The sequence below is a fragment of the Afifella sp. IM 167 genome, assembly GCF_020144925.1.
GTDB lineage: Bacteria > Pseudomonadota > Alphaproteobacteria > Rhizobiales > Afifellaceae > Afifella.
Genome location: NZ_NSLC01000003.1, coordinates 287,319 through 313,412 on the forward strand (window position 1 = coordinate 287,319; position 26,094 = coordinate 313,412).

The following is a 26,094-nucleotide window of genomic DNA, read 5'->3' on the forward strand; positions in this document are numbered from 1 at the left end:
GCGCATTTTTGACCGAACGGTCAATTTTTCTCTGTGCTGAAAATGCGGGCGCCGCAGGAGAGACGTGCCTCTCTATTCGGCGGAAGGCGGTTCGGCGAAGGTTTGTGCGGTGTTCGCACTGTCCGCAGGAAATCCCATCTCGAACTGCTCCAGCATGGCGAGGTACTTCACGCGCGTATCCTGGGTGAGCTGATAGAAGGCCAGAAGCTCCTTCCACGGCCCGAGCAGATCCTTGTAGGCGGCCAGCACGGCGACCAGCGCGCCGAAGGAGAGCGTGCCGGCGATCACCAGATAGCCGCCGACGGCGTAGAAGAAGAACGGCGTCAGCTGGTGCAGGAAGTTGTTGAGGAACTTGATGACGTATTTGCGCTGCGCCAGGCGGTAGCGGATCTGGAAATTCTCGTGGAGCCGCTCGTCGAGCGCGGCGAGGTGCGTGGCGCTGCCCTGCGGGTCGTCATCCTCCAGCGAGACGGCGCTCGCGGCGAATTCCTCGGCGATGCGGCGCGTGCTCTTCAGCCGCTCCAGCCCCAGCCGGTTGACCCGCTTCTGCAGGCGCGAGATCAGATAGCCCTGCAGCGGATAGAGCGCCACGGCGGCGAGACCGAGCCGCCAGTCCTGCACGAAGATGAAGAGGAAATAGACGAAGAGCGTGCCGCCCTGCAGGGCGGGCGTGGCGAAGGCCTCCCCGATGAAGTAGCCGATCGGCTGCACCTCGGCCGTCACCGTCGGGATGATCTCGCTCGGCCTTGCCTGCGGCCGGTCGGAAAGCCGCGCCGCCAGCGCCTTCCTGAGGAGGATCGCCCGCAGACGCTGCAGGAGGCGCTCGCCCGTCAGGTTCTTGGTGATGTTGATCCAGTACTTGATCGCGTTGTTGACGATGACGAGGCCGAGGAAGGCGCAGGAGAGGAGGAAGAGATATTCCACCTGCGAGAATTCGTGGCCGAAGACGAGCTTCGGGAACGCCTCGCCGGCGTCGAGGGCGCGATTGACGATCTGCTTGGGCAGTTCGAGCGTCAGGTAGAGAAGCGGCAGCGAGGCCGCCGAAAGCGCCACGATGAGAACCTGCCGCCGCCAGGAAGCCTTCAGCACATAGCCGAAGAGCGTCGGCTCCAGTTCCGGCCTCTCCTCGATGCCCGGAAGGGCGGAGAGGTTGGCCTGCCTCACCGCATGATCTCGTGGAGCGCCGGATAGACCTTGCGCCAATGCGCGTAGCTGTCGCGATAGGCGTGGGCGAGCGCCGGCACCGGTTCGATCGTGGCGGAGATCGGCGGCACGGTGAGGACGGAGGCGGGATCGGCGCCCTCCGCGGCGATGAGGCCGAGGCGGGCGGCACCGAAAGCGGCGCCGTAATCGCCCTCCGCCGGCACGTCGACCGGGGCGTCGAGAACGCTTGCGATGATGGAGAGCCAGGTTTGCGAGCGCGAGCCGCCGCCGACCGCGAGATAGCGCGGAATCGACGTGCCGGCCGAGGCGAGGGCGGCCTGGCAATCGGCGAGGGCGAAGGCGACGCCTTCCAGCACCGCCTGGGTCAGCGTGTTGCGGTCACTTTCCTGGGCAAGGCCGACGAAGGTGCCGCGCGCGGCCGCATCGTTATGCGGCGTGCGTTCGCCGGAGAGATAGGGAAGGAACAGGACGGGCGCCGGATGCGCCGGCGTGGGGCCGAGCTTGTCGATGAGGCCGGGGCCGGTCTCCTTGAGAACGCGGCCGAGCCATTCCAGCGAGGCGGCGGCGGACAAAATGACGCCCATCTGGTGCCAGACGCCGGGGACGGCATGGCAGAAGGCGTGGACGGCGCTCTCCACCTTCGGGGCGAATTTCTCCGTGGCGGCGAAGACGACGCCCGAAGTGCCCAAGGAAACGAAGGCGGTGCCCGGATGGGTGATGCCGAGACCGCAGGCGGCCGAGGCGTTGTCGCCGCCGCCGCCGGCCACCACGACGTTGCCGCTCATCCCCCAGCGCCGGGCGAGCTCGGGGCGCAGCGTGCCGGAGACCTCCGTGCCTTCCACGAGGCGCGGCATCTGCCGCTCCTGCATGTCGGTGGCGGAAAGCAGCGTGCCGGACCATTTGCGGGCCCCGACGTCGAGCCAGGATGTGCCGGAAGCGTCGGACATTTCGGAGACCGCCTCGCCGGTCAGCCAGAAGCGGACATAGTCCTTCGGCAGGAGCACCTTGTCGGTGGCGGAGAAGTGTTCGGGCTCGTTGTTTTTCACCCAGAGGAGCTTCGGTGCGGTGAAGCCCGGAAAGACGAGGTTGCCGGTGAGTTCGTGGAAGCGGGGATCGGCGTCGAGGAGCCTTGCTTCTTCCGCCGCGCGGCCGTCGTTCCAAAGGATCGAGGGGCGCAGCACGGCGCCGTCGCGGCCGATCAGGGTGGCGCCGTGCATCTGGCCGGAAAGCCCGATCGCCCTGGCGGCGGAAAGCGCCGCGGCGTTCTTCTGCTTCAGCCTGTCGAAATTCGCCTCGACGGCCGCGATCCAGTCGGCCGGGTTCTGTTCCGACCAGCCCGGATGTGGGCGCAGAACCTGAAGCGGCGAGGATGCCTCGCCGACGACCTGCTGCTCCTCGTCGATCAGGATCGTCTTGACCGAGGAAGTGCCGATATCGATGCCGAGATACAAGGAAGGCCCCCATTTTGAAGAGGGCCTTCTTGTAGCTGCCGAGCGCCTGCCGGTCGAGGCGGCAAGGCGCGGGTCTTCGCTGTCTCGGCCTTGCCCGCCCTCAGGCGAGGACGGCTGATTCCGGCTGGCTCGTGTCGAAGGCGACCGCGGCGAGCGCCGCTTCCAGCGTCGCGACCTGTTCGACCGAGAGCGGCAGGAGGGGCGGCCTTGGATTGCGCCAGGAGCGCGTGCCGTAATGGGCGGCGAGCGTGTGCTTCAGCGCCGGGATCATCGGCACCGTCTCGTAGGCGCGGCGCACCGCGGTGATGCGCTCCTGCAGCTGATCGGCTTCCGCCTCGCCGGCGCGGTCGATAAGGGCGCGGGTGGCGGTGACGTTGACGTTCGCCGTGGCGCTGATCGCCCCGGCGCCGCCGGCGCGCATGTTGGCGAGCAGGCTCGTCTCGGAGCCGGAGAAGATCTGCAGGCCTGGAAACTGCAGGATGAGCATCTGGGTGTTGGCCCAGTCGCCGGAGGAATCCTTGAGGCCGGCGATCACGGGCCCGAAGGCCTCGACGAGACGGTTCACCAGCGAGGCGCTGATGCCGATCTGCGACTGCGGCGGGATGTGGTAGAGATAGATACGCAGCGAAGGCTCGCCCACCGCCTCGATGACGGAGGCGAAATGGCGGAAGAGCCCGTCCTCGGAGACGCCCTTGTAGTAGAAGGGCGGCAGCATGAGGACGCCGCGGCAGCCGGCCGAAGCGGCCTGGCGCGTCAGCTCCACCGTCTCGGGAAGGTTGCACAGGCCGGTGCCCGGCATCAGAGAGGCCGCCTCGATGCCGCCCTCCAGGATGGCGTCGAGCAGCCGGCGCCGCTCCCGCGTCGAGAGCGAGTTGGCCTCGCTGGTCGTGCCGAAGGGCGCGAGCCCGTGCGCGCCGGAGGCGAGCAGCGTGCGGCAATGGCGCAGAAAGGCCGGGGCGTCCGGCTCGAGCTGCTCGTCAAAAGGCGTTGCGACAGGTACGTGAATTTCCGGCAATGGCGTCGTCCGAAAGCGTGAAAGAGGGAAGGGCACAGGTTCGCAATTTTCCGAAAGGATTGCTACACCCGGAAGACACGCAATTGCCGCGCCTCAGGCCCATGACCACACCCTGCATCATCACCGTCGCCATCACCGGATCTCTGCCCAGGAAGGAAAACAATCCGGCGGTTCCCATCACGGTGGAAGAGCAGGTCGCCTCGACGCGCGAGGCCTTCGAGGCGGGAGCGACGATCGCTCACATCCATGTGCGCAACGACGACCAGTCGACGACGTCCGATCCGAAGCGCTTCGCCGAGCTGCAGGCGGGCCTGAAGGAAGCCTGCCCGGGCATGGTGCTGCAGTTTTCCACCGGCGGGCGCTCCGGCCAGGGCGCGGAGCGGGGCGGCATGCTTCACCTGAAGCCCGACATGGCCTCGCTCGCGACCGGCTCCTGCAATTTCCCGACGCGCGTTTACGAGAACCCGCCCGACCTCGTCGAAGAGCTCGCTTCCAGGATGAAGGAACATGGCGTCAAACCCGAGATCGAGGCCTTCGACCTTTCGATGATGTACCAGGCGGTGCGCATGGCCGAGGAAGGGCTTCTCGTGGCGCCGCTGCATGTGCAGTTCGTCTTCGGCGTGAAGAACGCCATGCCGCCCGTGGAGCAGGCGCTCGACTTCATGGTCTCCGAGCTGAAGCGCCTGATGCCGGAGGCGACCTGGGTCGCGGCGGGGATCGGCCGCCACCAGATCGAGGTCAATCGCTGGTGCCTCGAAAAGGGCGGGCACTGCCGGACGGGCCTTGAAGACAATGTGCGCTGGGACAAGAACCGGCTCGCCGCGTCCAACGCCGAACTCGTCCAGCGCGTCGCCGATCTCTGCCCGCAATACGGACGTCATCCCGCGAGCGTGGACGAGGCCCGGGCGCTTCTGGGGCTGAACTGAGGGGGCGCACGACCGGCCTCTGTCTTCACCAGAGGGTACTGAGCGCGCTGTCGCTACCGCCGGCCTGACCCCGGCGATCCATCTCTCGGCTGTAGAGGCGTGCCGCAACCGTCATGGGATGGATGCCAGGGTCGGGGCTGGCATGACGACAATCTGGGATTTCCCGATTGCTGCCGCCGCGATGTTGGCCCGATTGCGGCGCCGTGCAGGCGGCACTAGCATCCCGCCAAAACGAGAGCGGAAGAATGCTGCCGAAACGGGAGGATTATGCGGCGCTGAGGCGCGATTTCGCCTGGCAGGTGCCAGCGCGCTTCAACCTCGCCGCTGCCTGCGGGACGAGCGCGGGACGGGCCGACAAGGTCGCGATCATCGAGGCGCGCGAGGGCGAGGCACGCCAGGTCACCTTCGGCGAGATCGAGCGGCAGGCGGCGCGTCTTGCCAATGTGCTGAAGGCGAAGGGCCTCAAACGCGGCGAGCGGCTGGCGATCCTGCTGCCGCAGATGCCGGAGACGGCGCTCGCCCATCTCGCGGCCTGGCGGCTCGGCGCCGTCACTGTGCCGCTCGCCATGCTCTTCGGCCCGGAGGCACTGAACTACCGGCTCTCCGATTCCGGCGCGGCGGGCCTGGTCACGCTCTCCTCCTGCCTGGGCAAGGTCGCCGAGTACCGGGAAGGGCTCTCCGATCTGCGCTTCGTCCTCACGGTCGATGGGCCGGGCGAGGGAGCCGAGGATCTCACGGCCCTGATGGAGCGTGCGTCGGAGAGCGGGGAGATTGCCTCCACCGGGCCGGACGATCCGGCTGTCATGGTCTACACCTCCGGCACGACCGGCCCGCCCAAGGGGGCGCTGCACGGCCACCGGGTGCTCCTCGGCCATCTGCCGGGTGTCCAGTTCTGCCATGAATTCCTGCCGCAGCAGGGCGACCTTTTATGGACGCCGGCCGACTGGGCCTGGGCCGGCGGGCTCTTCAACATCCTCCTGCCGGCGCTCTATTTCGGCGTGCCCGTGGTGGCGAGCCGGGCGCAGGGCTTCGATCCGGAAGCCGCGCTCGCGCTCATGGCGCGGCATGGCGTGCGCAACGCCTTCATCCCGCCGACGGCGCTGAAGATGCTGCGGGCGGTGCCCGATCCGGCGGGCTACGGCGTCGATCTGCGCACCCTCGGCTCCGGCGGGGAATCGCTCGGGCGCGAGGCGCATGAATGGGGCAGAAGCGCCTTCGGCCTTTCGATCAACGAATTCTACGGCCAGACGGAATGCAACTATGTGCTGTCCTCCTGCGGGGCGATCGGCGTCTTCTCGCCGGGCGCCATCGGCAAGGCCGTGCCCGGCCATGACGTCGCGATCGTTGGCCCGGACGGCAAGGTGCTTGCCGCTGGAGAGCAGGGGCAGATCGCCGTGCGGGCGCCCGACCCGGTGATGTTCCTGGAATATTGGGGGCGGCCGGAGGCGACGCGCGAGAAATACATCGGCGACTGGCTGACGACGGGCGACCAGGGCGTCATGGACGAGGAGGGCTACGTCTCCTTCGTCGGGCGCGACGACGACGTGATCACTTCGGCGGGCTTCCGCATCGGGCCGGGCGAGATCGAGGATTGCCTGATCGGTCATCCGGCGGTGCAGCTCGCCGCCGCGGTCGGCAAGCCCGATCCGATGCGTACCGAGATCGTCAAGGCCTATGTCGTGCTCGCCGATGGCTACCGGCCCTCGGAGGCGCTGGCCGCGGAGATCGGCCGGTATGTGCGCGAAAGGCTCTCGGCGCACGAATATCCGCGCGAGGTCGCCTTCGTTGAGGAGATGCCGCTGACCACGACGGGCAAGGTGATCCGCCGGCATCTGCGCGAGGCGGCGCAGCGCGAGGCGGAGGCTGGAGAAGCGCGCTGAGGCGCGGGCTTTGCCGCTGAGGATTTCGCCGCGCCCGAGGCTCAGCCCTTGAAGCCGCCGCCTTCCAGATAGGCCTTTTCGGCGGCACTGGAGCGCCGGCCCAGCGCCTCGTTGCGATGCGGGAAGCGCGCGAAGCGGCGGATGATCTCGCGATGGCGCAGGGCATAGGGCAGGGTCGCGTCGCCATCGGCGAGGGCATGCGAGAGCACCACGCAGCGATCCTGATCGGCGAGGCTTTCGGAATGCATGAAGGGCATGACGAAGAACTTCTTCACGTCCGGCGGCACCTTGCCGTCGAAACCATCGGCCAGCGCCTGATCGGCGATGCGCCGAGCCTTTGCGTCCGCCCGGTAGGCGGCAGCGCTGCCGCGATGCAGATTGCGGGAGAACTGGTCGAGGAGGAGGACAAGCGCCAGGGCGCCCTCCGGCTTCTCGGCCCAGCCGTCGAGCTCGCCGTCGGCGGCCGCGCGATAGGCCTCGGCGAAGCGGGAGCGGATCTCGGCGTCGAATTCGTCCGAGGCGGAGAACCATTTCTCCGGCCCGGCCTCGCGCCAGAATGAAACGATGTCGGCCGGGCGGGTCTCCATCGGCTCAGAAACGGATCTGGCCGGAGGTGATGACGCCGTAAAGTTCGCTGTCGATGGGCACATAGGCCTCCTTGTCCGGATGCAGCACATAGAGCGGATCGTCGATCTCGTCAGGGTCGAAGCCCTCGCGCACAAGGTCGATCTTGCGCTGCTTGAAGGTGCCGGTGACGTCCATCGCCTGCTGGACGCGCACGAAGATCGGCCGCGCGTAGCGGGGCAGCTGCTTCGTCACATGGGCGTAGAAGCCGGAAAGGTCGAAATCCTCCTCCACGACGAGCGAGACCATGCCGGCCCGGCCTTCCGTGCCCGGGATCGTCACGCCGAAGACATTCGCCTCCTTCACTCCCGGATAGACGGTGAGGGCCTCCGAGACCTCGGAGGTGGCGACGTTCTCGCCCTTCCAGCGGAAGGTGTCGCCGATCCGGTCGATGAAATAGACGTAGCCGAGGGCGTCCTTCTTCATCAGGTCGCCGGTGCGGAACCACATGTCGCCCTTCTTGAAGACGTCGCGCAGGATCTTCTTCTTCGTCGCCTTCTCGTCGGCGTAGCCCTCGAAGCGCTGGCTGGGCTTGGACGGATCGTCGAGGATCTCGGAGATCACCTCGCCGACCTCGTTCGGATCGCACTTGATGCAGAAGCCGTCCGGCCCGCGCATCGGCTCTTCGGTATCGTAGTCGAAGCGCACCACCTCGGTGACGAAGCGCTTTTCCGCCCATTTGGGGATGCGCCCGACCGAGCCCACCTTGCCGTCGAAGTTGAAGAAGACGGCATTGCCCTCCGTGGAGGCGTACCACTCAAGGATCTTCGGAATGTGGAAGCGGTTCTTGAAGTCGAGCCAGATATCCGGCCTCAGCCCGTTGCCGCAGGCGAGGCGGAGCTTGTGGCGGTTCTCCTTGGGATGCGTCGGCGAGTTGACGAGGTAGCGGCAGAGCTCGCCGATATACTGGAAGATGGTGCACTCGAAATCGACGACGTCGTCCCAGAACTGGCTCGCGGAGAAGCGCTCGCGGATGACGACGCTGGCGCCGGCCGTCAGCGCGGCGGCGGAGGCGACGCAGCTTCCGGTCGTGTGGTAGAGCGGCAGACAGACATAGATCCGGTCTTCCGGCTTCATGTCCATGGCGCCGTGGAAGCCGAAGGAGATGGCGAGCACGCGGTAATGATTGATGTTGGCGGCCTTGGGCATGCCCGTCGTGCCCGAGGTGTAGATGAAGAGGCAGCGGTCAGCGGTCGTCAGCTTCGGCTTCTCGCCGTCTGCGAGGTTGCCGGTGTCCATCTCCGCGAGCACCGTGTCGAGGCGCTGCCAGTCGGAGACGGGACCGTCGAAGGCCCAGTATTGCGGGCCGGGATTGAGCTGCTTCTCACCGGTGCGAAAGGCGTCGCCCAGAGCGGCATCGACGATGACGTGCTTCGGCTCCACGATGTTGACGCAGTTGGCGAGCACCGGGCCGCGCAGATGCGTGTTGAGGCAGGCGGTGACGCCACCGGCGCGGGCGATGCCGAGCCAGGCGGCCATGTAATCGAGCCGGTTCGGCATCATCAGGGCGACGCAGTCGCCTTTCTTGATGCCGGCGGAAAGCGCCCAGCGCGCATACTGGTTGGCGCGCTCGTTGTACTGGCGAAAGGTCCACCGCTCCGTCTCGGAGAGGAGCGCCGGGCGGTCGGCGAAGCGTTCCGCCAGCTCGTCCGCAATGTCGGGGAAGGTGCGGTTCTTGTTCTTCGCCGCAGGCGTTACCTTCCTGAGCGTTCTCAGCGCGCCGCGCAGATAGGCGATCTCGCTTGTAATTCTGTTGATGAAGCCCATTCGTCTCCCCCGCGGCCCGGCAAGGCCACGACCATCTTGTTGCTTGCTTGTGGTGTCGCATAGGACGGAACAGAGGGAAAGTCATGACGCCACGGAAGCGGCGGGAAACGGGGCATAGTCTTGGGTGAAAAAGACGCTGGGGAGCCGGCCGGGATGCTCGTCATCGACGTGCGCGGGATGAAATGTCCGCTGCCGGTCCTGAAGACGCGCAAGCGCATGGAGGGTCTGCCTGCCGGTGCGCAGGTGGAAGTCGTGGCAAGCGACCCGATGGCACGGATCGACATCCCGCATTTCTGCAACGAGAACGGCCACCGCCTCATCTCCGCCGAGGAGGAAGCGGGCGTGACGCGCTATCGGATCGAAAAGGGCGGCTGAGTTGCGCCCGAAGAACCGGGGTCAGGGCTGCGGGCGAGGCCGCGGCAGGAGCGAGGGCGGCGCGACAAGAAGGCTCGCCGGATCGACGATCGGCTCGGGAGCGGCCTCCTTCGGCGCGAAGGCCGTGGCGTATTGCGGGCTCACGGCCTGGATAATGGCCGGGCGCGGACGCGGCAGGACGCCGATATTGGCGACGATGACGCGGCGGGCGAGCTCGTCGGTGCCGGAACCGTCGACGCCGCCCGCGGCGACCGCCACCACCTGGCGCTTGCCGCTGCGCGGGCCGATATGGGACGGCTTGAAGCCCTCGCCGGTGTCGATGAGGATCGGGCCGCCCTTGATCGCCTTGTATTGCGGATGCTCGGGCGAGGCGGCGACCTGCTTGCCGCCGCCGCAGACCACGGGGCGCATGTTGCCGGCCTGCGCATAGGAACTCCCGGACGAGATCTTCGTGATGTCGCCGCGGCTGCCGGCAAAGAGGCCGATGCCGCGGTCGAAGCCCTGCTCCAGCAGGGCGGCGGCGCGCTCGGCCCGGTCGACGGCGTTGCGCGCGCCGAGGACGACGGCGATCAGCTCGCGCCCGCCACGACGGGCGGTCGCCACGATGTTCCAGCCGGAATCGCAGATATAGCCGGTCTTCATGCCGCTGGCGCCGCGGAAGCGGCCGAGGAGAAGGTTGGTGTTTCGCCGCACGGCGCCTTTGACCTGGATCGCCTCGATGCTGAAATAGTGCTTGTAGCGCGGAAACTCCGACATGATGGCGCGCGTCAGCAGGGCGAGGTCACGGGCGGTCGTCACCTGGCGGGTATCGTGCAGCCCGTGCGGATTGACGAAGCGCGAGCGGCTCATGCCGAGCCGGCGCGCCTCCAGGTTCATGCGCAGGATGAAATCGTCGAAGCCGTTGCCGACGGATTCGGCGATCGCCATCGCCATGTCGTTGGCCGAGCGCGTCAGCATCACCTTCAGCGCGTTGTCGACGGTCAGAACCTCGCCCGGCTTGAAGAAATGCGAGGCATAGGCCTGGCCGTAGGCGGTCTTCGACATGACCACGGGCGAATCGAGCGTGATCTCGCCCGCCTTCAGCGCCTGGAAGACGACAAAGGCCGTCATGAGCTTGGTCGTGGAGGCCGGATACCAGGGCCTCAGCGCATCGTGCTCGGCATAGACGTCGCCGCTCTGCGCATCGACGAGGACGTAGGGGCCGCCGAAGTCGAGCCCAGTCGCGGCCGAGGCCGGCGCGGGCAGAAGGCTGGCGAGCACGAGCATGGTCCATGCCGCGAAGGCTGCGAAAAGCTTTCGTCTCAAAGCTCGGCCTCGTTGCTTGAGTGGAGCGACGTTCGGATGATCGTCGCTGCCTACCATATTCGCCCTCTGCGGCACAAACAGGGCATTCGGGGCGTATCGTCAAGAAGTCGTAAGACGAGCGGGCTATGCATCCGCAAGGCGAGTCCCTAAGGTCGGCCATGTCCAAGATCAAGACGGCATAAGCCGGGAGGAAACAGCATGATATCGAGGCGTTTTTTCACACGTTCGTTCGCCGCCCTCGCCGCGGCGGGGATGATTTCCGGCGGTGTTCTCGCGCCGGGCGAGGCCCGCGCGCAGGACGCGCAGGACTATCTCCTCGCCACGGCCTCGACGGGTGGGACCTACTATCCGGTCGGGGTGGCGCTGGCGACGCTCGTCAAGGTGAAGCTGCAGCCCAATGACAAGATCGGCCTTTCGGCGATCAACTCCGCCGGGTCGGGCGAGAACGTCAAGCTCCTCGGCGACAACGAGGTACAGTTCGCCATCCTGCAGGGCCTTTACGGCGCCTACGCCAAGAAGGGCTCGGGGCCGCTGAAGGAGGCGGGGCCGCAGGAAAACCTTCGCTCCATCACCATGCTCTGGCCGAATGTGGAGCATTTCACCATGGCCGGTGACCTCGTCGATACCGGCACGATCGCCGACGTCGCGGCCGCCAAGGGCAAGGCCGTCAATCTGGGGGCGCAGAATTCGGGCACGCTCGGCTCCAACCGGACCATCCTCGGCAATCTCGGCTACGACATCGATACCGATTTCCAGCTCGTCTATTCCGGCTACGGACCTGCCGCCGAGGCGCTGCAGAACGGCCAGGTGGTGCTGATCTCCACGCCCGCCGGTGCGCCGGTCTCCGCCGTCACCCAGGCCTTCGCCAATATGGGGGGCAATATCAGGGTCCTCGACTTCACCGACGAGGAGATGGCCAAGGCGAACGGCGAATACGAGGATCTGTGGACCCGCTACACGATCCCCGCCGGCACCTATCCGGGGCAGGAAAAGGACATCAACACGATCGCCCAGCCGAACTTCCTCGCCGTGCGCGACGACGTGCCGGAGGAGACGATCTACAAGATCACCAAGACGATCTACGAGAACCTGCCTTTCCTGCAGAGCATCCATCCGGCGACGAAGAACATGAAGCTGGAGGCGGCGATCGCCGGCCTGCCGCTGCCGCTGCATCCGGGCGCTGCCCGCTACTACGAGGAGCAGGGCATCGATATTCCGGACCGGCTGAAGGTCGCGGCGCAGTAGACGCCACGGCTGGGGACGATCATGAGCGGGCGCGGAGAATGGCCGCGCCCGACGCCGCCGTGCAGCCGAATGGGGCGCCGCCATGAGCGCTGACAAGCCCGACCGCGAGGCTGGGGCCGCTCCCCGAGGGGAAGCGGGTCCGGCCACGCCGCCCGACGGGGAGGCTTCGCTCGACACCGCCGCCGCTTCGAGCCCCGTGGGGCTCGGCAAGGACATGGAGGGCGAGAGCGAGGCGCATATGCGCTCGCTTCCGGGCTGGCCCGGCCGCGCCTTCGCCGCCATCGGCATCCTCGTCTCCGCCTTCCATATCTGGGCGAATATCGACGGGCGCGTCAGCATGCTCTGGCTGGTCGGCCTGCATTTCGCCGGCTTCGCCTTCCTCGCCTGCCTGCGCTATCCGCTGAAGATCGGCCGGTTCGTGGCGCCGATCTGGCTCGACGCGATCATCGGGGCGGTCATCGCCGGCTCGACCGTTTTCATCGTCGGCTCGGAGAACGCCATCTATGCGCAGGGGGTGCACCTTTCGCCCGAGCACTGGGCAGCGGCGATCATCACCATCCTCGGCGCCATCGAGCTGACGCGCCGCACCACCGGACCGATCATCCCGACGATGATCGTCCTCGCCCTTGCCTATGTGTCCTTCCTGGGCGCGCATATTCCCGGCGTCTTCCGCTTCGCCGGCCTTTCCTTCGAGACGGTCATCTTCCGCTCGATCTTCGGCGACGACGCCATGTTCGGCACGATCGGACGGATCTCGGCGACCTTCGTGTTCATGTTCATCCTCTTCGGCGCCTTCCTGGTGCGATCGGGCGCGGGCGATTTCATCATCGACCTCGCGCGGGCGCTTGCCGGCCGCCTCGTCGGCGGGCCGGGTTTCGTCGCCGTCTTCGCCTCGGGCCTGACCGGCACGATCTCCGGCTCGGCGGTCGCCAACACCGTCTCGACCGGCGTCATCACCATCCCGCTGATGAAGAAGTCCGGCTTTCCGGCGCGCTTCGCCGCCGGCGTGGAGGCCGCCGCGTCCACGGGCGGGCAGTTGATGCCGCCGATCATGGGGGCGGGCGCCTTCGTCATGGCCTCCAACACCCAGATTCCCTATCTCGACATCGTCTCTGTCGCGGCGCTGCCGGCCATCGCCTATTTCCTTACCGTCGCCTTCTTCGTGCGCATCGAGGCGAAGAAGCGCAACATCACCGGCGTCGACGACGAGACGAAGAGCGCCTGGCAGGTGCTGAAGACGGGCGGCCCGGCCTTCCTGATCCCGGTCGCGACGCTGCTCTTCCTGCTCATCAAGGGCTTCACGCCGGTCTACGCGGCCGGCTGGGCGATCCTGTCCGTCGTCCTCGCCTCCTGGCTGACGAAGAACCGGATGGGGCCGCGCGCCATCCTGGAGGCGCTGGCGCTCGGGGCGCAGAACATGATCATGACGGCGGTGCTGCTCATCGCGGTCGGCCTCATCGTCAACGTCATCGCCATGACCGGCATCGGCAACACCTTCTCGCTGATGATCTCCGACTGGTCCGGCGGCAACCTTCTGATCGCGCTCGCCCTAATCGCGCTCGCCTCGCTGGTGCTCGGCATGGGCCTGCCCGTGACGGCCGCCTATATCGTGCTGGCGACACTCTCCGCCCCGGCTCTGCAGGGGATGATCGAGAACGGCTATCTCGTCGACCTTCTCGCCCACGGCACGCTGCCGGAGGCGGCGCGCGCCCCGTTCATGCTCGTCGATCCCGACGCGATGGCGAAGCTCGCCGCGCCGATGGGGCGGGAGGCGGCCGAAAAGTTCATCGCCGCGACCCCGAACGAGGTGCTGCAGCTCGTCCACGGACAGGCCCTCGATCCGGCGCTCGTCACCGCCGCCCTGCTCTCGGCCCATATGATCATCTTCTGGCTGTCGCAGGATTCCAACGTCACGCCGCCCGTCTGCCTGACCGCCTTCGCGGCCGCGGCGATCGCCAGGACCCCGCACATGGCGACGGGGCTGACGGCCTGGAAGCTCGCCAAGGGGCTCTACATCGTGCCGATCCTCTTTGCCTACACGCCCTTCCTCTACGGCTCGGTGCCGCAGATTCTGCTCGTCTTCGCGCAGGCGGTGATCGGCTCCTATGCCGTTGGGGCGGCGTTCGAAGGGCATATGGAGGCCCCGCTCAACTGGCCGCTGCGGATCCTCGCGGCGATCGCTGGCGTCGTCGTCCTGTGGCCGGGCCTGCCGGTCGCGACCGCCATCGGCGCGGCGCTCACGCTCGGGCTTCTGGCCTGGACGGTGAGGGCCGACCGGCGAAGCGCGGCGGCCCTTCAGACCGCCTGAGGCGTCCCCGTCCCGCGGCTGAGGCCAAGGCGCACATCCGGGCCGGCGGCGCAAAATTTCCCTTGGCGCGACACCGTTCCCTGCCCCACATGCCGGCGACAAAGGGAAACGGGAAAAGGATTTCAGACATGCGCCGGATCGTCGTCACGGGCCTCGGGGCCGTATCGCCGCTCGGCTGCGGCGCCGAGACCGCATGGTCGCGCCTCGTCGCCGGCCAGTCGGGCCTGAAGCCGCTGCCGGAATGGGCCGAGGCGCTGCCGGCCCGCATCGCGGGCATCGTGCCGGACATCGCCGACGACGCCGAGGGCGGCTTCGACCCGGACCAGGCGGCACCGGCCAAGGACCGGCGCAAGATGGACCGCTTCATCCAGTTCGCGCTGATGGCTTCCGGCGAGGCGCTCGCCCATGCCGGCTGGGCGCCGGCGAACGCCGCCGAGGCGGAGCGCACGGCGACGGTGATCGCCTCGGGCGTCGGCGGCTTTCCGGCGATGGCGGACGCCGTGCGGCTCACCTCCGAGAAGGGCCCGCGGCGGCTCTCTCCCTTCACCGTGCCCTCGTTCCTGGCCAATCTCGCCGCCGGCCACGTCACCATTCGCCACAACCTCAAGGGACCGATCGGCACGCCGGTGACGGCCTGCGCGGCGAGTGTGCAGGCGATCGGCGATGCGGCGCGGCTCATTCGCGCCGGCGAGGCGGAGATTGCGCTGTGCGGTGGGGCGGAGGCCTGCATCGACATCGTCAGCCTCGGCGGCTTTGCCGCCGCGCGCGCCCTTTCCACGAGCTTCAACGACACGCCGGAGCGCGCCTCGCGGCCCTTCGACCAGGCGCGCGACGGCTTCGTCATGGGCGAAGGCGCCGGCATGCTCGTCATCGAGGACCTGGAGCACGCCAAGGCCCGCGGCGCGAGCCCGATCGCGGAGATTGTCGGCTACGGCACGAGCGCCGACGCCTACCACATCACCTCCGGGCCGGAGGACGGCGAGGGCTCGCGCCGGGCGATGGAGGCGGCGCTGAAGCAGGCGAAGCTCCAGCCGGGCGACATCCAGCATCTCAACGCGCATTCGACCTCCACGCCGGTCGGCGATCTCGGCGAGATCGCGGCGGTGAAATCGGTCTTCGGCACGGAGGGCAAGATCGCCGTCAGCGCCACCAAGTCGGCGACCGGCCATCTCCTCGGCGCGGCCGGCGGGCTGGAAGCGATCTTCACCATCCAGGCGCTGCGCGACCAGGTGGCGCCGCCGACGCTCAACCTGGAAAATCCCGATCCGGCCGCCGAGGGCGTCGACCTCGTTGCGCTCGTCGCCCGCAAGATGGCAATGGAACACGCCATCTCGAACGGCTTCGGCTTCGGCGGCGTCAACGGCAGCGTCATCTTCCGGCGCTGGTCCTGACCGCCGGCCTTCCGCGGGGCGGCGCGCGCAGGCCCTGCAGGAGGCAAGAATGGTCGAAAACAGCACGAGGCATGTCGGGCCCGAGGAAGCGCTCGCCGAGCTGAAGACGCTCGGCGGGCTCAAATTCCTCAAGGCGATCCAGGAAGGGCGGCTGCCGCAGCCGCCGATCGCGGACCTGATGGGATTTCGCCTCGCCGAGGTGGAGGAGGGGCGCGCCGTCTTCACCGGCACGCCGGACGAGCGCGTCTACAATCCGATCGGCTCGGTCCATGGCGGCTATGCGGCGACGCTCCTCGATTCGTGCATGTCCTGCGCGGTGCATTCGCAGCTCCTGCCGGGATTCGGCTACACGACGCTGGAGTTCAAGGTGAACCTCCTCAGGCGAATCTCGGCGCAGACGGGGCCGGTGCGGGCGGAGGGCAAGGTCGTGCATCTCGGCCGGCAGATCGCCTGTTCCGACGGGCAGATCATCGACGGCGAGGGCCGGGTGCTCGCCCATGGCACGGCGACCTGCCTCGTCTTCGCCTTCGACCGCGGGCCATCGCGTGCCGGCGCATAGGCCGAGAGGCGACTTGCCACGGCCGGGCGCGCGCCACTAGCATCGCGCGAACCAGCGAGACACATATGCCCATCATCAATTCCCTTGCCGAGGCCGCGGACGAGATCGCCCTTTGGCGCCGCGACTTCCATCGCCATCCCGAACTTCTCTACGAGGTGCAGCGCACGGCCGGCGTCGTTGCCGCCAAGCTCCGCGAATTCGGCTGCGACGAGGTGGTGGAGGGGATCGGCCGGACCGGCGTCGTCGCCGTCATCAACGGCCGTGACGCGGGCGCGCGCACGATCGGCCTTCGGGCCGACATGGACGCGCTGCCGATTCTGGAGGAGACCGGCAAGCCTTGGTCCTCCGAGACGCCCGGCAAGATGCACGCCTGCGGCCATGACGGGCATACCTCCATGCTCCTCGGCGCGGCGCGCTATCTCGCCCAGACCCGCAACTTCCAGGGAAGGGCGGTGCTGATCTTCCAGCCGGCCGAGGAAGGCGGGGCGGGCGCCCGGGCGATGATCGAGGACGGGCTGATGGAGCGCTTCGGCATCCAAGAGGTCTACGGCATGCACAACATGCCCGGCCTGCCGGTCGGCCGGTTCGCCATCCGCAAGGGGCCGCTGATGGCGGCGGCGGACCATTTCGAGATCCATATCGAGGGCAAGGGCGGGCACGCGGCGAAGCCCCATGGCGGCGTCGATCCGGTGATGGTCGGCTCGCAGATCGTCAATGCGCTGCAGACGATCGTGTCCCGCAACGTCGATCCTTTGGCGAACGCCGTCGTCTCCGTCACGACCTTCCATGCCGGTGACGCCTTCAACGTGACGCCGCAGCGGGCGGTGCTGACCGGCACGGCGCGCACGCTCGATGAGGCGATGCGCGATCTCGTGGAGCGGCGCATGGGCGAGATCGTTGCGGCAATCGGCTCCGCGTTCGGCGCGACAGCGCGCTTTCGCTACCTGCGCAACTACCCGGTGACGGCCAACCATCCGGAGCAGACGGACAAGGCGGTCGCGGTGGCGCAAGCGGTCGTCGGCGAAGCCCATGTCGATCCCGACACCGTGCCGATGATGGGCGCAGAGGATTTCTCCTTCATGCTGGAGGCCCGGCCGGGCGCCTTCATCTTCATCGGCAACGGCGACAGCGCGGGGCTGCATTCGCCCGACTACGACTTCGACGACGGGGCCATCGCCTATGGGGCGAGCTACTGGGGCAGCCTCGTGGAACGCCTGATGGCGGCGTAGTTAATCGGGCGGAACGGCCGGGCGCGGCTGGCGTTGATCCGGCAGCACGCGAACCGAAATCCAAACACATCAAGGGCCTTTCGTGACCCAGCGCTTCTCCACCGAAACTCGATGGGGCGCGCGCCTTCTTGAGGAGGGCGGCGCGCTCTTCCGCCTCTGGGCTCCCGCGCAGCAGGAGCTGACGCTCCGCCTTGCGGGCGCCGACCATGCCATGCAGCCGAAGGGCGATGGGTGGTTCGAAATCGCCGTACCGGACGCGGCGGCCGGCGCCGACTACCAGTTCGTCCTTTCCGACGGCTTCGCCGTGCCCGATCCCGCGGCGCGGGCGCAGGCGGGCGACGTGCACGGGCCGAGCCGGCTCGTCGATCCCGGCGCCCATGCATGGCGGGCCAGCGACTGGCGCGGCCGGCCGGAGGAAGAGGTCGTCATCTACGAACTGCATGTCGGCACGTTTTCCGCCGAAGGCGATTTTGCGGGCGTGGAGAAGAAGCTCGACATGCTCAAGGAGACGGGGATCACGGCGATCGAGCTGATGCCCGTCGCCCAGTTCGCCGGCAATCGCGGCTGGGGCTATGACGGCGTGCTGCTCTACGCGCCGCATCCGGCCTATGGCGGTGTGGAAGGGCTGAAGCGCCTCGTCGACGCCTGCCACCGGCGCGGCCTGATGGCGATCCTCGACGTCGTCTACAACCACTTCGGCCCGGACGGGAACTACCTGCACATGTACGCGCCGGATTTCTTCGACAAGGAGCGCCAGACGCCCTGGGGCGCCGGCATCCGCTACGACGATCCGGCAGTGCGCGACTTCTTCATCGACAACGCCATGATGTGGCTCGGCGAATACCAGTTCGACGGGCTGCGCTTCGACGCCATCGACCAGATCAAGGGCGAGGGCTCTGAAACGCTGCTGCCGGAGATCGCCCGGCGCGCAAGATCGGCCTTCCCCGACCGGCATCTCTTTCTGTCGAGCGAAGACGACCGCAACATCGTCTGGCTGCATGCGCGCGAGGAGGCCGGCCGCCCTGCACTCTTGACGGCGGAATGGAACGACGACTTCCACCATGCCGCCCATTGTGCGGCGACGGGCGAGCGGGAAGGCTATTACACCGACTATGCCGACGATCCGGTCGGCCATCTGATGCGCATCCTGGCGGAAGGCTTTGCCTATCAGGGCGAGACCTCGCAGCACTGGAACGGGCCGCGGGGCGTTGCGAGCGCCGGGCAGCCGCCGACCGGCTTCGTCACCTTTCTGCAGAACCACGACCAGGTCGGTAACCGCGCCGATGGCGAGCGCCTCGGGGTTCTCGCCGATCCGGTGATGCTGCGGCTTCTCCAGGGCGTGCATCTCCTGTCGCCGCAGCTGCCGCTCCTGTTCATGGGAGAGGAGTACGGCGAGGAAAACCCTTTCCTCTTCTTCACCGATTTTCAGGGCGATCTGGCCGATGCCGTGCGCGAGGGAAGACGGCGCGAGTTCAAGGCCTGGGCGCGGTTCTCCGACCCGCAGGCGCGCGCCGAGATCGCCGACCCGAACGATCCGCAGACGTTCGAGCGCTCCCGCCTCGACTGGGAGCGGGCCGACAGCGCCCGGGGCCGCGCGATGCGGGATTATGTGCGCGAGCTTCTCGCCGTGCGGGCGCGCGAGATCGTGCCGCGCCTTGCCGGCATGCGGGCGATGAACGGCGAGGCGGAGCGTCTTGCCGACAAGGCGTTCCGCGTCGCCTGGCGGATGGGCGACGGGGCACGAATGACGATGTGCGCCAATCTCGGCAGCGGGCCGGCGCCGACGAAGGGACTTTCTCCCGCCGCGCCGGTCTTCGTTTCCGGGCCGGGCGTCGGCGCCGAGCTTCGCGACGGGCTGGTGCCGCCGATGTCGCTCACCCTTTTGATGGAGGCGGCCCATGGCTGAGGCGAACATGCCGGAAGGCGTGCCGCAGGCGGCCATCCCGGGTGCGACCTATCGGTTGCAATTCCGCGAGGGAATGGACTTTGCCCGCGCCGCGGAGCTGGCGCCGTATCTGAAGCGTCTCGGCGTCACCCATCTTTATGCCTCGCCGGTCTTCACCGCCGTGCCGGGTTCGACGCACGGTTACGACGTCGCCGATTTCGCCGAGATCGATCCCGTGCTCGGCGGGCGCGAGGGCTTCTCGGCTATGGCGGCGGCGCTGCGCGGGCAGGGCATCGGGATCCTCCTCGACCTCGTGCCGAACCATATGGGCGCCTCCACCGCCAATCCCTACTGGGCGGACATCCTGGAATGGGGCGTGGAGAGCCTCTTCGCCGACATGTTCGACATCGACTGGACGGCGCCGAAGCTGCTGGTTCCGGTGCTGGGCGAGCCCTATGGCGAGGCGCTGGAGGCCGGCAAGCTCGGCCTGGCCTTCGCGCCGGAAGAAGGCGGCTTCCGCTTCACCTACTATGAGCTCTCGCTGCCACTCGGCCCGCAGAGCTATGCCCGCATCCTCGGCCTGATCGAGGGGCCGGAATTCCAGGAGCTCTCGCTCGCCTTCGCCACCTCGGCCGCCGATGGCGCGCCCTACCTCAAGCAGCGCCTTGCCGAGCTTGCCGCCGATCCCGACCAGCTCAGCCGCATCGAGGCCGGCATGCGCGAAGTCGCTTCCGACAGGGACGCGCTGCACGAGCTGCACGAGGCCCAGGCCTGGCGCCTCTCCCACTGGCGCATGGCGCGCGAGACGCTCACCTATCGCCGCTTTTTCGAGATCGCCGATCTCGTTGGCGTGCAGGTCGACCGCCCCTCGGTCTTCGACGCCACGCATGCGCTTTTGCGCGAGCTCACCGAGGCCGGCGAAGTGAACGCGCTCAGGCTCGACCATATCGACGGGCTTGCCGATCCGAAGGCCTATCTCGCCCGCCTCGGGGAGATCGAGGAGGCGCCCTATGTGGTGGTCGAGAAGATCCTCGGCCCCGAGGAGCTTCTGCCCGCCAGCTGGCGCTGCGCCGGCACGACCGGATACGAGTTCGCCCGTTCCGTGACGGCGGTGCAGGTGGATGCGCATGGGCTGGAAGCGCTCGACGCCGCCTGGCGCGATGCGACGGGCGAGGATCGCGATTTCGACGACCTTCTCGCCGCGACGAAGCGCACCACGCTCACCTACAACCTCGCCGGGGAGCTCGCCTTCCTCACGGAAAGCGCCCGCGAGATCGGCGAGGGCGATCCCTCCACCCGCGACTTCGGGCCCGATTCCTTGCGCCGCGCCATCATCGAGATGGCGGCCGCCTTTCCGGTCTACCGGGCCTATGTCGACCATTCCGGCCCATCCGACCAGGACCGCAAGCTGGTGCTGACGGCGGGCGAAGTGGCCAAGACCTCCTCGGTGGTGGAAGACCCGGAAGTGGTCGACTTCCTCGTGCGCATCCTCCTCCTCGACCTTTCCGACCCGGAACTGGCGGCCAAGGCGCTCTATTTCGCGCGCCGCTTCCAGCAGACGACCGGGCCGATCATGGCCAAGGCGCTGGAAGACACGCTGTTTTATCGCTTCAACCGGCTGATCGCCCTCAACGAGGTGGGCGGCGAGCCGGATGCGGCCGGGCCCGAGGCCTTCCACGAAGCGATGGAGGTGCGGCTCGGCACCCAGCCCGCCGGGCTTTCGGCCACGGCGACGCACGACACGAAGCGCGGCGAGGATGCGCGCGCGCGCATTGCCGCCGTCTCGCAGATGGCCGGGGAATGGACCGAGGCGGTCGCCCGCTGGAACAGCATGCTCGCGCCTCTCATCAAGGAGGTGGAAGACGGTGCGGCGCCGGAGCCGAACATGGTCTGGCTCTTCCATCAGGCGCTGCTCGGCGGCTGGGAGGCGGATCTTTCGCCCGAGGACCGCCCGCGCGTGGAAGCGCTCGGCGAGCGGCTTGCCGCCTTCACGCTGAAGGCCGTGCGGGAGGCCAAGGAGCGCACGAGCTGGACGGCGCCGAACGAACCTTACGAAACGGCGCTGACGGATTTCGTGAAGGGAGCGCTTTCCCGGCCCGACTATCTCTCCGACTTCCTTTCCGTCACCCGCCCGCTGTTTGCCGCCGGCGCGGTCAATTCGCTCGCGCAGCTTGCCCTCAAGCTGACCGCGCCCGGCGTGCCGGACGTCTATCAGGGGACGGAGCTCTGGGATCTTTCCTTCGTCGATCCAGACAATCGCCGTCCGGTCGACTTCGCCCTCAGGGTGCGGATGATCGGGGAGGCGGAGAGCATGGATTTCTCGGCGACGCTGCCGCGCTGGCGCGAGGGCCTGCCGAAGCTCTGGCTGATGCAAAGGCTCCTTGGCCTGCGCGCGGAGCACCGCGATGTCTTCCTGACCGGGAGCTACGAGCCGCTTGCCGTCGAAGGCCCGATGGCGGCAAGGGTGCTCGCCTTTGCCCGGCGGCAGGGAGACAGGACACTGGTCGTCGCCGTGCCCCGCCTGCCACTCGACCTCATCGAGGAAGGGAGCGGGCCGGTGCTCAAGGCGGAAGCCTTCGCCGGCACGACGATCCGCCTGCCCGAAGTGGCGGCGCCCTTTGAGAATCTTCTGTCCGGCGGCACGCATGCCGGTGGGGATCGGATCGGGGCCGGCAAGGTGTTTTCGGGCGGTCCGGTCGCAATCCTCGCGTCGATACCTTAGGGAATTTACCGGGCCGAAGGCCGCGCCATCGCATGGCGGGGCCTGCGTGTCTGCTTAACCATCCCTCGGCGCCGGCGCAGGCGAATGGAACCCGCGCCATACCGCCGGTGTTCTGGTGGGGTGAGATCGTCTCAAGATAAGAGATTTCCGGGTAATCGGAACATGGAGAGGACAGGAATGAAAATCAGGACCATCGCCATCGCCGGCCTTGCCGCGCTCAGCATCAGCGCCTGCACGCAGACCGACCAGAATACCGCGACCGGCGCTGCTGTGGGTGGCGTTGCCGGCGCCGTCATCGGCGGTGTTGCGACGAATTCGGTGGGCGGCGCGGTCGTCGGCGGCGCCATCGGCGCGGCTTCCGGCGCCATCATCGGTTCGGTCGCCAGCCGTCCGGGCTACTGCTACTATCGCGACCGCAACGGTCGCCGGTACACGGCGGAGTGCCCCGCCGGCTACTGATCGGCGCAGGATCGAAGAAATCACGGGCCTCCGGCGCAAGCCGGGGGCCTCTTTGTTTGCGTCACAGAACGCCGACCGCTACAAAATCGGCTCCTGCCGCCGAACCTTCCCGAGAGCCGTCCTTGCGCAAAGTTTCCAAGCTCCTCGTTGCCAACCGTTCCGAAATCGCCATCCGCGTCTTCCGCGCCGCCAACGAGCTGGGGCTGCGGACGGTCGCGGTCTATGCCGAAGAAGACAAGCTCGCCCTTCACCGCTTCAAGGCAGACGAGGCGTATCTGATCGGCTCCGGCTCCCACCTTGCCGCGCAGATGGGGCCGATCGAATCCTACCTTTCCATCGAGGAGGTGATTCGCGTCGCCAAGGCTTCCGGCGCGGACGCCATCCATCCGGGCTACGGCTTCCTTTCCGAAAGCCCGGAATTCGCCGAGGCCTGCGCGGCGGCGGGCGTCACCTTCATCGGTCCCTCGCCGGAAACGATGCGCCGGCTCGGCAACAAGGTCTCGGCGCGCAACCTCGCCGAGGAAGCCGGCGTGCCGGTGATGCCGGCGAGCGAGCCGCTCGGCGAGGACGAGGCCACATGGAAGGATGTGGCGGCGAAGATCGGCTATCCGGTCATGCTGAAGGCCTCCTGGGGCGGCGGCGGGCGCGGCATGCGCGTCATTTCCGACGAGGACAGCCTCGTCGGCATGATCCGCCAGGCCAAACGGGAGGCGAAGGCCGCCTTCGGCAAGGACGAGGTTTACCTGGAAAAGCTGGTGGAGCGCGCCCGCCATGTCGAGGCGCAGATCCTCGGCGACCGGCACGGCAACCACGTGCATCTGTTCGAGCGCGATTGCTCGGTGCAACGGCGCCACCAGAAGGTGGTCGAGCGCGCCCCGGCCCCCTACCTCAACGATGCGCAGCGCGATGAGCTTTCAACCTATGCGCTGAAGATCGCCAAGGCGGCCGACTATGTCTGTGCCGGCACGGTGGAGTTCCTGCAGAACGCCGATACCGGCGAGTTCCACTTTATCGAGGTCAATCCGCGCATCCAGGTGGAGCATACCGTCACCGAGGAGGTGACGGGCATCGACATCGTCAAGGCGCAGATCCGGCTGATCGAGGGCGAGCGCATCGGCGACCCGAAATCGGGCGTGCCGGCGCAGGAGAAGATCTTCCTCAACGGCAACGCCCTGCAGTGCCGCATCACCACGGAAGACCCGGAAGAGAACTTCATCCCCGATTACGGGCGCATCACCGCCTATCGCGGCGCGACCGGCTTCGGCATCCGCCTCGACGGCGGCACGGCCTATTCGGGCGCCGTCATCACCCGCTTCTACGATCCGCTGCTGGAGAAGGTGACGGCCTGGGCGCCGACCGCCGAGGAGGCGATGAAGCGCATGCACCGGGCGCTGCGCGAATTCCGCATCCGGGGCGTGGCGACCAACCTCACCTTCCTGGAAAACATCATCACCCACCCGGATTTCCGGGCGAACACCTACACCACCCGCTTCATCGACGAGACGCCCGAGCTCTTCGAGACGATGAAGCGGCGCGACCGCGGCACCAAGCTGATCACCTACATCGCCGACGTGACGGTGAACGGGCACCCGGAGACGCGCTCGCGCCCGCGCCCGCCGGAGGGTGTGCCGCCGCCCGTGCCGCCGCTCTTCGACAAGCGCGAGGTGCCGGCGGATTTCCTCGGCACCAAGGCGCGGCTCGACCAGGAAGGCGCGGCAGGCCTTTGCCGCTGGGTGCGCGAGCAGAAGAAGACGCTTTTCACCGACACGACGATGCGCGACGGCCACCAGTCGCTTCTGGCGACGCGCATGCGCACGCACGACATCGCGGCCATCGCGCCGGCCTACCAGGCCGGCATGCCGGAGCTCTTCTCGCTGGAATGCTGGGGCGGGGCGACCTTCGACGTCGCCATGCGCTTCCTGACCGAAGACCCGTGGGAGCGTCTCGCCCGCATCCGCGAGGGCGCTCCGGACATCCTGCTTCAGATGCTCCTGCGCGGCTCCAACGGCGTCGGCTACACCAACTATCCCGACAATGTGGTGCGCTTCTTCGTCAAGCAGGCCGCCGACGCCGGGGTCGACGTCTTCCGTGTCTTCGACTGCCTCAACTGGGTCGAGAACATGCGGGTCGCCATGGACGCGGTGCTGGAATCTGGAAAGATCTGCGAGGCGGCGATCTGCTACACGGGCGACCTCGACGATCCGGAACGGGCGAAATACGACCTTTCCTACTATGTCGACCTCGCCCGGCAGCTGGAAGCGGCCGGCGCGCAGATGATCGCGGTGAAGGACATGGCGGGCGTCCTGCGCCCCGCCGCGGCGAAGACGCTTTTCACGGCGCTGCGCGAGACGACCGATCTGCCGCTGCATTACCACACGCACGACACCTCCGGCATTTCGGCCGCCTCGGTGCTGGCGGCCGTCGATGCCGGCGTCGATATCGTCGATGCGGCGATGGATTCGGTCTCCGGTCTCACCTCGCAGCCGGCGCTCGGCTCGATCGTGGAGGCGCTCGCTTCGGGGACGCGGGCGAGCGGGCTGTCGCGCGAGGCGATCCGGCGGATCTCCTTCTACTGGGAGGCGGTGCGCCACCAGTATGCGGCCTTCGAGAGCGACCTGAAGGCGCCGGCCTCGGAGGTCTATCTGCATGAAATGCCCGGCGGGCAGTTCACCAATCTCAAGGAGCAGGCCCGCGCGCTGGGGCTGGAATCTCGCTGGCATGCGGTGGCGCGCGCCTATCACGACGTGAACCTCCTCTTCGGCGACATCGTCAAGGTGACGCCCTCTTCCAAGGTCGTCGGCGACATGGCGCTGATGATGGTGAGCCAGGACCTTTCCATCGGCGACGTCATCGACCCGAAGCGGGACATCTCGTTTCCCGAATCCGTCGTGCAGATGATGCGCGGCGAGCTCGGCCAGCCGCCGGGCGGATGGCCGGAGGCGATCCAGAAGAAGGTGCTGAAGGGTGAGGAGCCGATCACGGTGCGCCCGGGCTCGCTGATGGGCGAGGCGGACCTTGAAGCCGAGCGCGCCAAGGCGGCCGAGGCCTGCGAGGCCGAGATCTCCGACACCGCGCTCGCCTCCTATCTCATGTACCCGAAGGTCTTCACCGATTTCGCCGCCGCGCAGGAGACCTACGGGCCAACGGAGGTTCTGCCGACGCCGATCTATTTCTACGGCCTGGAAGCCGGCGAGGAGACGCTGGTGGAGCTGGAGCGCGGCAAGACGATGGTGGTGCGCTGCCTCGTCGTCGGCGAGCCGGACGAGGACGGCCAGGTGCGCGTCTTCTTCGAGCTGAACGGACAGCCGCGCGTCGTGCGCGTGCCGGACCGGCTGCACGGCGCGGCCGATGCGGCAAGGCGCGCCAAGGCGGAATCCGGCAACGCCAACCAGGTCGGCGCGCCGATGCCCGGCGTCATCTCGCAGGTGCAGGTCAAGGCCGGCGAGAAGGTGACCTCCGGCGATGTCCTCGTCTCCATCGAGGCGATGAAGATGGAAACGGCGATCCACGCCGACCGCGACGGCACGATCGAAGCCGTCTTCGTCAAGTCGGGCGATGCAGTGGACGCCAAGGATCTGCTCGTGACCTACGAGGCGGAGGGGGAGTAGGGGCGCGCTCGCGCTTCTGCCTGCCGATAGCTCACCCTCACACGGCATTTCTCGCCTTGCAGTGCCTGCCGACTTCTCCCTTCGAGGGAGAGGTTGGCGCGGCGGCCTGCGCTGTGCGGTAGCCATTCGGCGCCGAACCGAGCGCCGACCTTGAAAAGTAAAATGATCGTTTTACATGCGG

The 26,094-nt window shown here is 67.7% G+C and carries 18 protein-coding genes; 12 read left to right on the plus strand and 6 right to left on the minus strand.

Annotated features, from left to right (window positions below):
- Window positions 1-72: 72 nt before the first annotated feature.
- The 3 genes from CLD20_RS06590 to CLD20_RS06600 all read right to left on the minus strand — a co-directional run bounded on the left by CLD20_RS06590 (window position 73) and on the right by CLD20_RS06600 (window position 3,630).
- Window positions 73-1,164, minus strand: coding sequence for an ABC transporter transmembrane domain-containing protein (locus tag CLD20_RS06590; RefSeq protein WP_224405796.1), 1,092 nt, complete (start codon window positions 1,162-1,164; stop codon window positions 73-75).
- Complete coding sequence (gene xylB / locus CLD20_RS06595; protein WP_224405797.1) at window positions 1,161-2,615, minus strand: xylulokinase; 1,455 nt, start codon at window positions 2,613-2,615, stop codon at window positions 1,161-1,163. The genes CLD20_RS06590 and xylB overlap by 4 nt, the downstream gene beginning before the upstream one ends.
- A gap of 100 nt (window positions 2,616-2,715) precedes the next feature.
- Window positions 2,716-3,630: a dihydrodipicolinate synthase family protein gene (locus CLD20_RS06600; protein ID WP_224405798.1), complete on the minus strand. Its 915-nt coding sequence runs from the start codon at window positions 3,628-3,630 to the stop codon at window positions 2,716-2,718.
- A 101-nt stretch (window positions 3,631-3,731) separates the two neighbouring features.
- On the opposite strand from CLD20_RS06600, the gene CLD20_RS06605 reads away from it, so the two are divergent.
- Entirely contained in the window at window positions 3,732-4,556 is an 825-nt protein-coding gene (locus CLD20_RS06605; protein ID WP_224405799.1) for a 3-keto-5-aminohexanoate cleavage protein, read from the plus strand.
- A 245-nt stretch (window positions 4,557-4,801) separates the two neighbouring features.
- Entirely contained in the window at window positions 4,802-6,436 is a 1,635-nt protein-coding gene (locus CLD20_RS06610) for an AMP-binding protein (protein ID WP_224405800.1), read from the plus strand.
- A 41-nt stretch (window positions 6,437-6,477) separates the two neighbouring features.
- Here CLD20_RS06610 and CLD20_RS06615 read toward each other — a convergent pair whose 3' ends face one another.
- Complete coding sequence (locus CLD20_RS06615; RefSeq protein WP_224405801.1) at window positions 6,478-7,023, minus strand: DUF924 family protein; 546 nt, start codon at window positions 7,021-7,023, stop codon at window positions 6,478-6,480.
- Between the two features lie 4 nt (window positions 7,024-7,027).
- On the minus strand, window positions 7,028-8,827 hold the full coding sequence (locus CLD20_RS06620) for a long-chain-acyl-CoA synthetase (RefSeq protein ID WP_224405802.1): 1,800 nt from the start codon (window positions 8,825-8,827) through the stop codon (window positions 7,028-7,030).
- Between the two features lie 153 nt (window positions 8,828-8,980).
- Here CLD20_RS06620 and CLD20_RS06625 point away from each other — a divergent pair, with 153 nt between their 5' ends.
- On the plus strand, window positions 8,981-9,202 hold the full coding sequence (locus CLD20_RS06625) for a sulfurtransferase TusA family protein (RefSeq protein WP_224405803.1): 222 nt from the start codon (window positions 8,981-8,983) through the stop codon (window positions 9,200-9,202).
- Between the two features lie 21 nt (window positions 9,203-9,223).
- On the opposite strand, the gene CLD20_RS06630 is transcribed toward CLD20_RS06625, so the two are convergent.
- Window positions 9,224-10,507, minus strand: coding sequence for a D-alanyl-D-alanine carboxypeptidase family protein (locus CLD20_RS06630; protein ID WP_224405804.1), 1,284 nt, complete (start codon window positions 10,505-10,507; stop codon window positions 9,224-9,226).
- A 198-nt stretch (window positions 10,508-10,705) separates the two neighbouring features.
- Between CLD20_RS06630 and CLD20_RS06635 the strand changes: the two genes are divergently transcribed.
- The 9 genes from CLD20_RS06635 (at window position 10,706) to pyc (ending at window position 25,913) form a co-directional block, all read left to right on the plus strand.
- Window positions 10,706-11,752, plus strand: a complete 1,047-nt coding sequence (locus tag CLD20_RS06635; RefSeq protein ID WP_224405805.1) for a TAXI family TRAP transporter solute-binding subunit — start codon at window positions 10,706-10,708, stop codon at window positions 11,750-11,752.
- An 82-nt stretch (window positions 11,753-11,834) separates the two neighbouring features.
- Window positions 11,835-14,060: a TRAP transporter fused permease subunit gene (locus CLD20_RS06640; RefSeq protein ID WP_224405806.1), complete on the plus strand. Its 2,226-nt coding sequence runs from the start codon at window positions 11,835-11,837 to the stop codon at window positions 14,058-14,060.
- 128 nt (window positions 14,061-14,188) lie between these two features.
- A complete protein-coding gene (gene fabF / locus CLD20_RS06645; protein ID WP_224405807.1) occupies window positions 14,189-15,451 on the plus strand; it encodes a beta-ketoacyl-ACP synthase II in 1,263 nt (420 codons plus the stop codon).
- 49 nt (window positions 15,452-15,500) lie between these two features.
- Window positions 15,501-16,010, plus strand: coding sequence for a PaaI family thioesterase (locus tag CLD20_RS06650; RefSeq protein WP_224405808.1), 510 nt, complete (start codon window positions 15,501-15,503; stop codon window positions 16,008-16,010).
- Between the two features lie 65 nt (window positions 16,011-16,075).
- Window positions 16,076-17,239, plus strand: a complete 1,164-nt coding sequence (locus tag CLD20_RS06655; RefSeq protein ID WP_224405809.1) for a M20 aminoacylase family protein — start codon at window positions 16,076-16,078, stop codon at window positions 17,237-17,239.
- A gap of 82 nt (window positions 17,240-17,321) precedes the next feature.
- Entirely contained in the window at window positions 17,322-19,145 is a 1,824-nt protein-coding gene (gene treZ / locus CLD20_RS06660; RefSeq protein WP_224405810.1) for a malto-oligosyltrehalose trehalohydrolase, read from the plus strand.
- Window positions 19,138-21,846, plus strand: coding sequence for a malto-oligosyltrehalose synthase (gene treY / locus CLD20_RS06665; protein ID WP_224405811.1), 2,709 nt, complete (start codon window positions 19,138-19,140; stop codon window positions 21,844-21,846). The genes treZ and treY overlap by 8 nt, the downstream gene beginning before the upstream one ends.
- Before the next feature lie 177 nt (window positions 21,847-22,023).
- Window positions 22,024-22,305, plus strand: a complete 282-nt coding sequence (locus CLD20_RS06670) for a glycine zipper domain-containing protein (RefSeq protein ID WP_224405812.1) — start codon at window positions 22,024-22,026, stop codon at window positions 22,303-22,305.
- 122 nt (window positions 22,306-22,427) lie between these two features.
- Window positions 22,428-25,913, plus strand: coding sequence for a pyruvate carboxylase (gene pyc, locus CLD20_RS06675; RefSeq protein ID WP_224405813.1), 3,486 nt, complete (start codon window positions 22,428-22,430; stop codon window positions 25,911-25,913).
- Window positions 25,914-26,094: the final 181 nt, after the last annotated feature.

Coding starts and splice junctions, on each gene's coding strand:
- CLD20_RS06615 (WP_224405801.1), bottom strand. CDS start 7,023: ATGGAGACCCGCCCGGCCGACATCGTTTCATTCTGGCGCGAGGCCGGG.
- fabF (WP_224405807.1), top strand. CDS start 14,189: ATGCGCCGGATCGTCGTCACGGGCCTCGGGGCCGTATCGCCGCTCGGC.
- treY (WP_224405811.1), top strand. CDS start 19,138: ATGGCTGAGGCGAACATGCCGGAAGGCGTGCCGCAGGCGGCCATCCCG.
- CLD20_RS06655 (WP_224405809.1), top strand. CDS start 16,076: ATGCCCATCATCAATTCCCTTGCCGAGGCCGCGGACGAGATCGCCCTT.
- CLD20_RS06605 (WP_224405799.1), top strand. CDS start 3,732: ATGACCACACCCTGCATCATCACCGTCGCCATCACCGGATCTCTGCCC.
- CLD20_RS06650 (WP_224405808.1), top strand. CDS start 15,501: ATGGTCGAAAACAGCACGAGGCATGTCGGGCCCGAGGAAGCGCTCGCC.
- CLD20_RS06625 (WP_224405803.1), top strand. CDS start 8,981: ATGCTCGTCATCGACGTGCGCGGGATGAAATGTCCGCTGCCGGTCCTG.
- CLD20_RS06670 (WP_224405812.1), top strand. CDS start 22,024: ATGAAAATCAGGACCATCGCCATCGCCGGCCTTGCCGCGCTCAGCATC.
- CLD20_RS06635 (WP_224405805.1), top strand. CDS start 10,706: ATGATATCGAGGCGTTTTTTCACACGTTCGTTCGCCGCCCTCGCCGCG.
- CLD20_RS06620 (WP_224405802.1), bottom strand. CDS start 8,827: ATGGGCTTCATCAACAGAATTACAAGCGAGATCGCCTATCTGCGCGGC.
- CLD20_RS06610 (WP_224405800.1), top strand. CDS start 4,802: ATGCTGCCGAAACGGGAGGATTATGCGGCGCTGAGGCGCGATTTCGCC.
- CLD20_RS06640 (WP_224405806.1), top strand. CDS start 11,835: ATGAGCGCTGACAAGCCCGACCGCGAGGCTGGGGCCGCTCCCCGAGGG.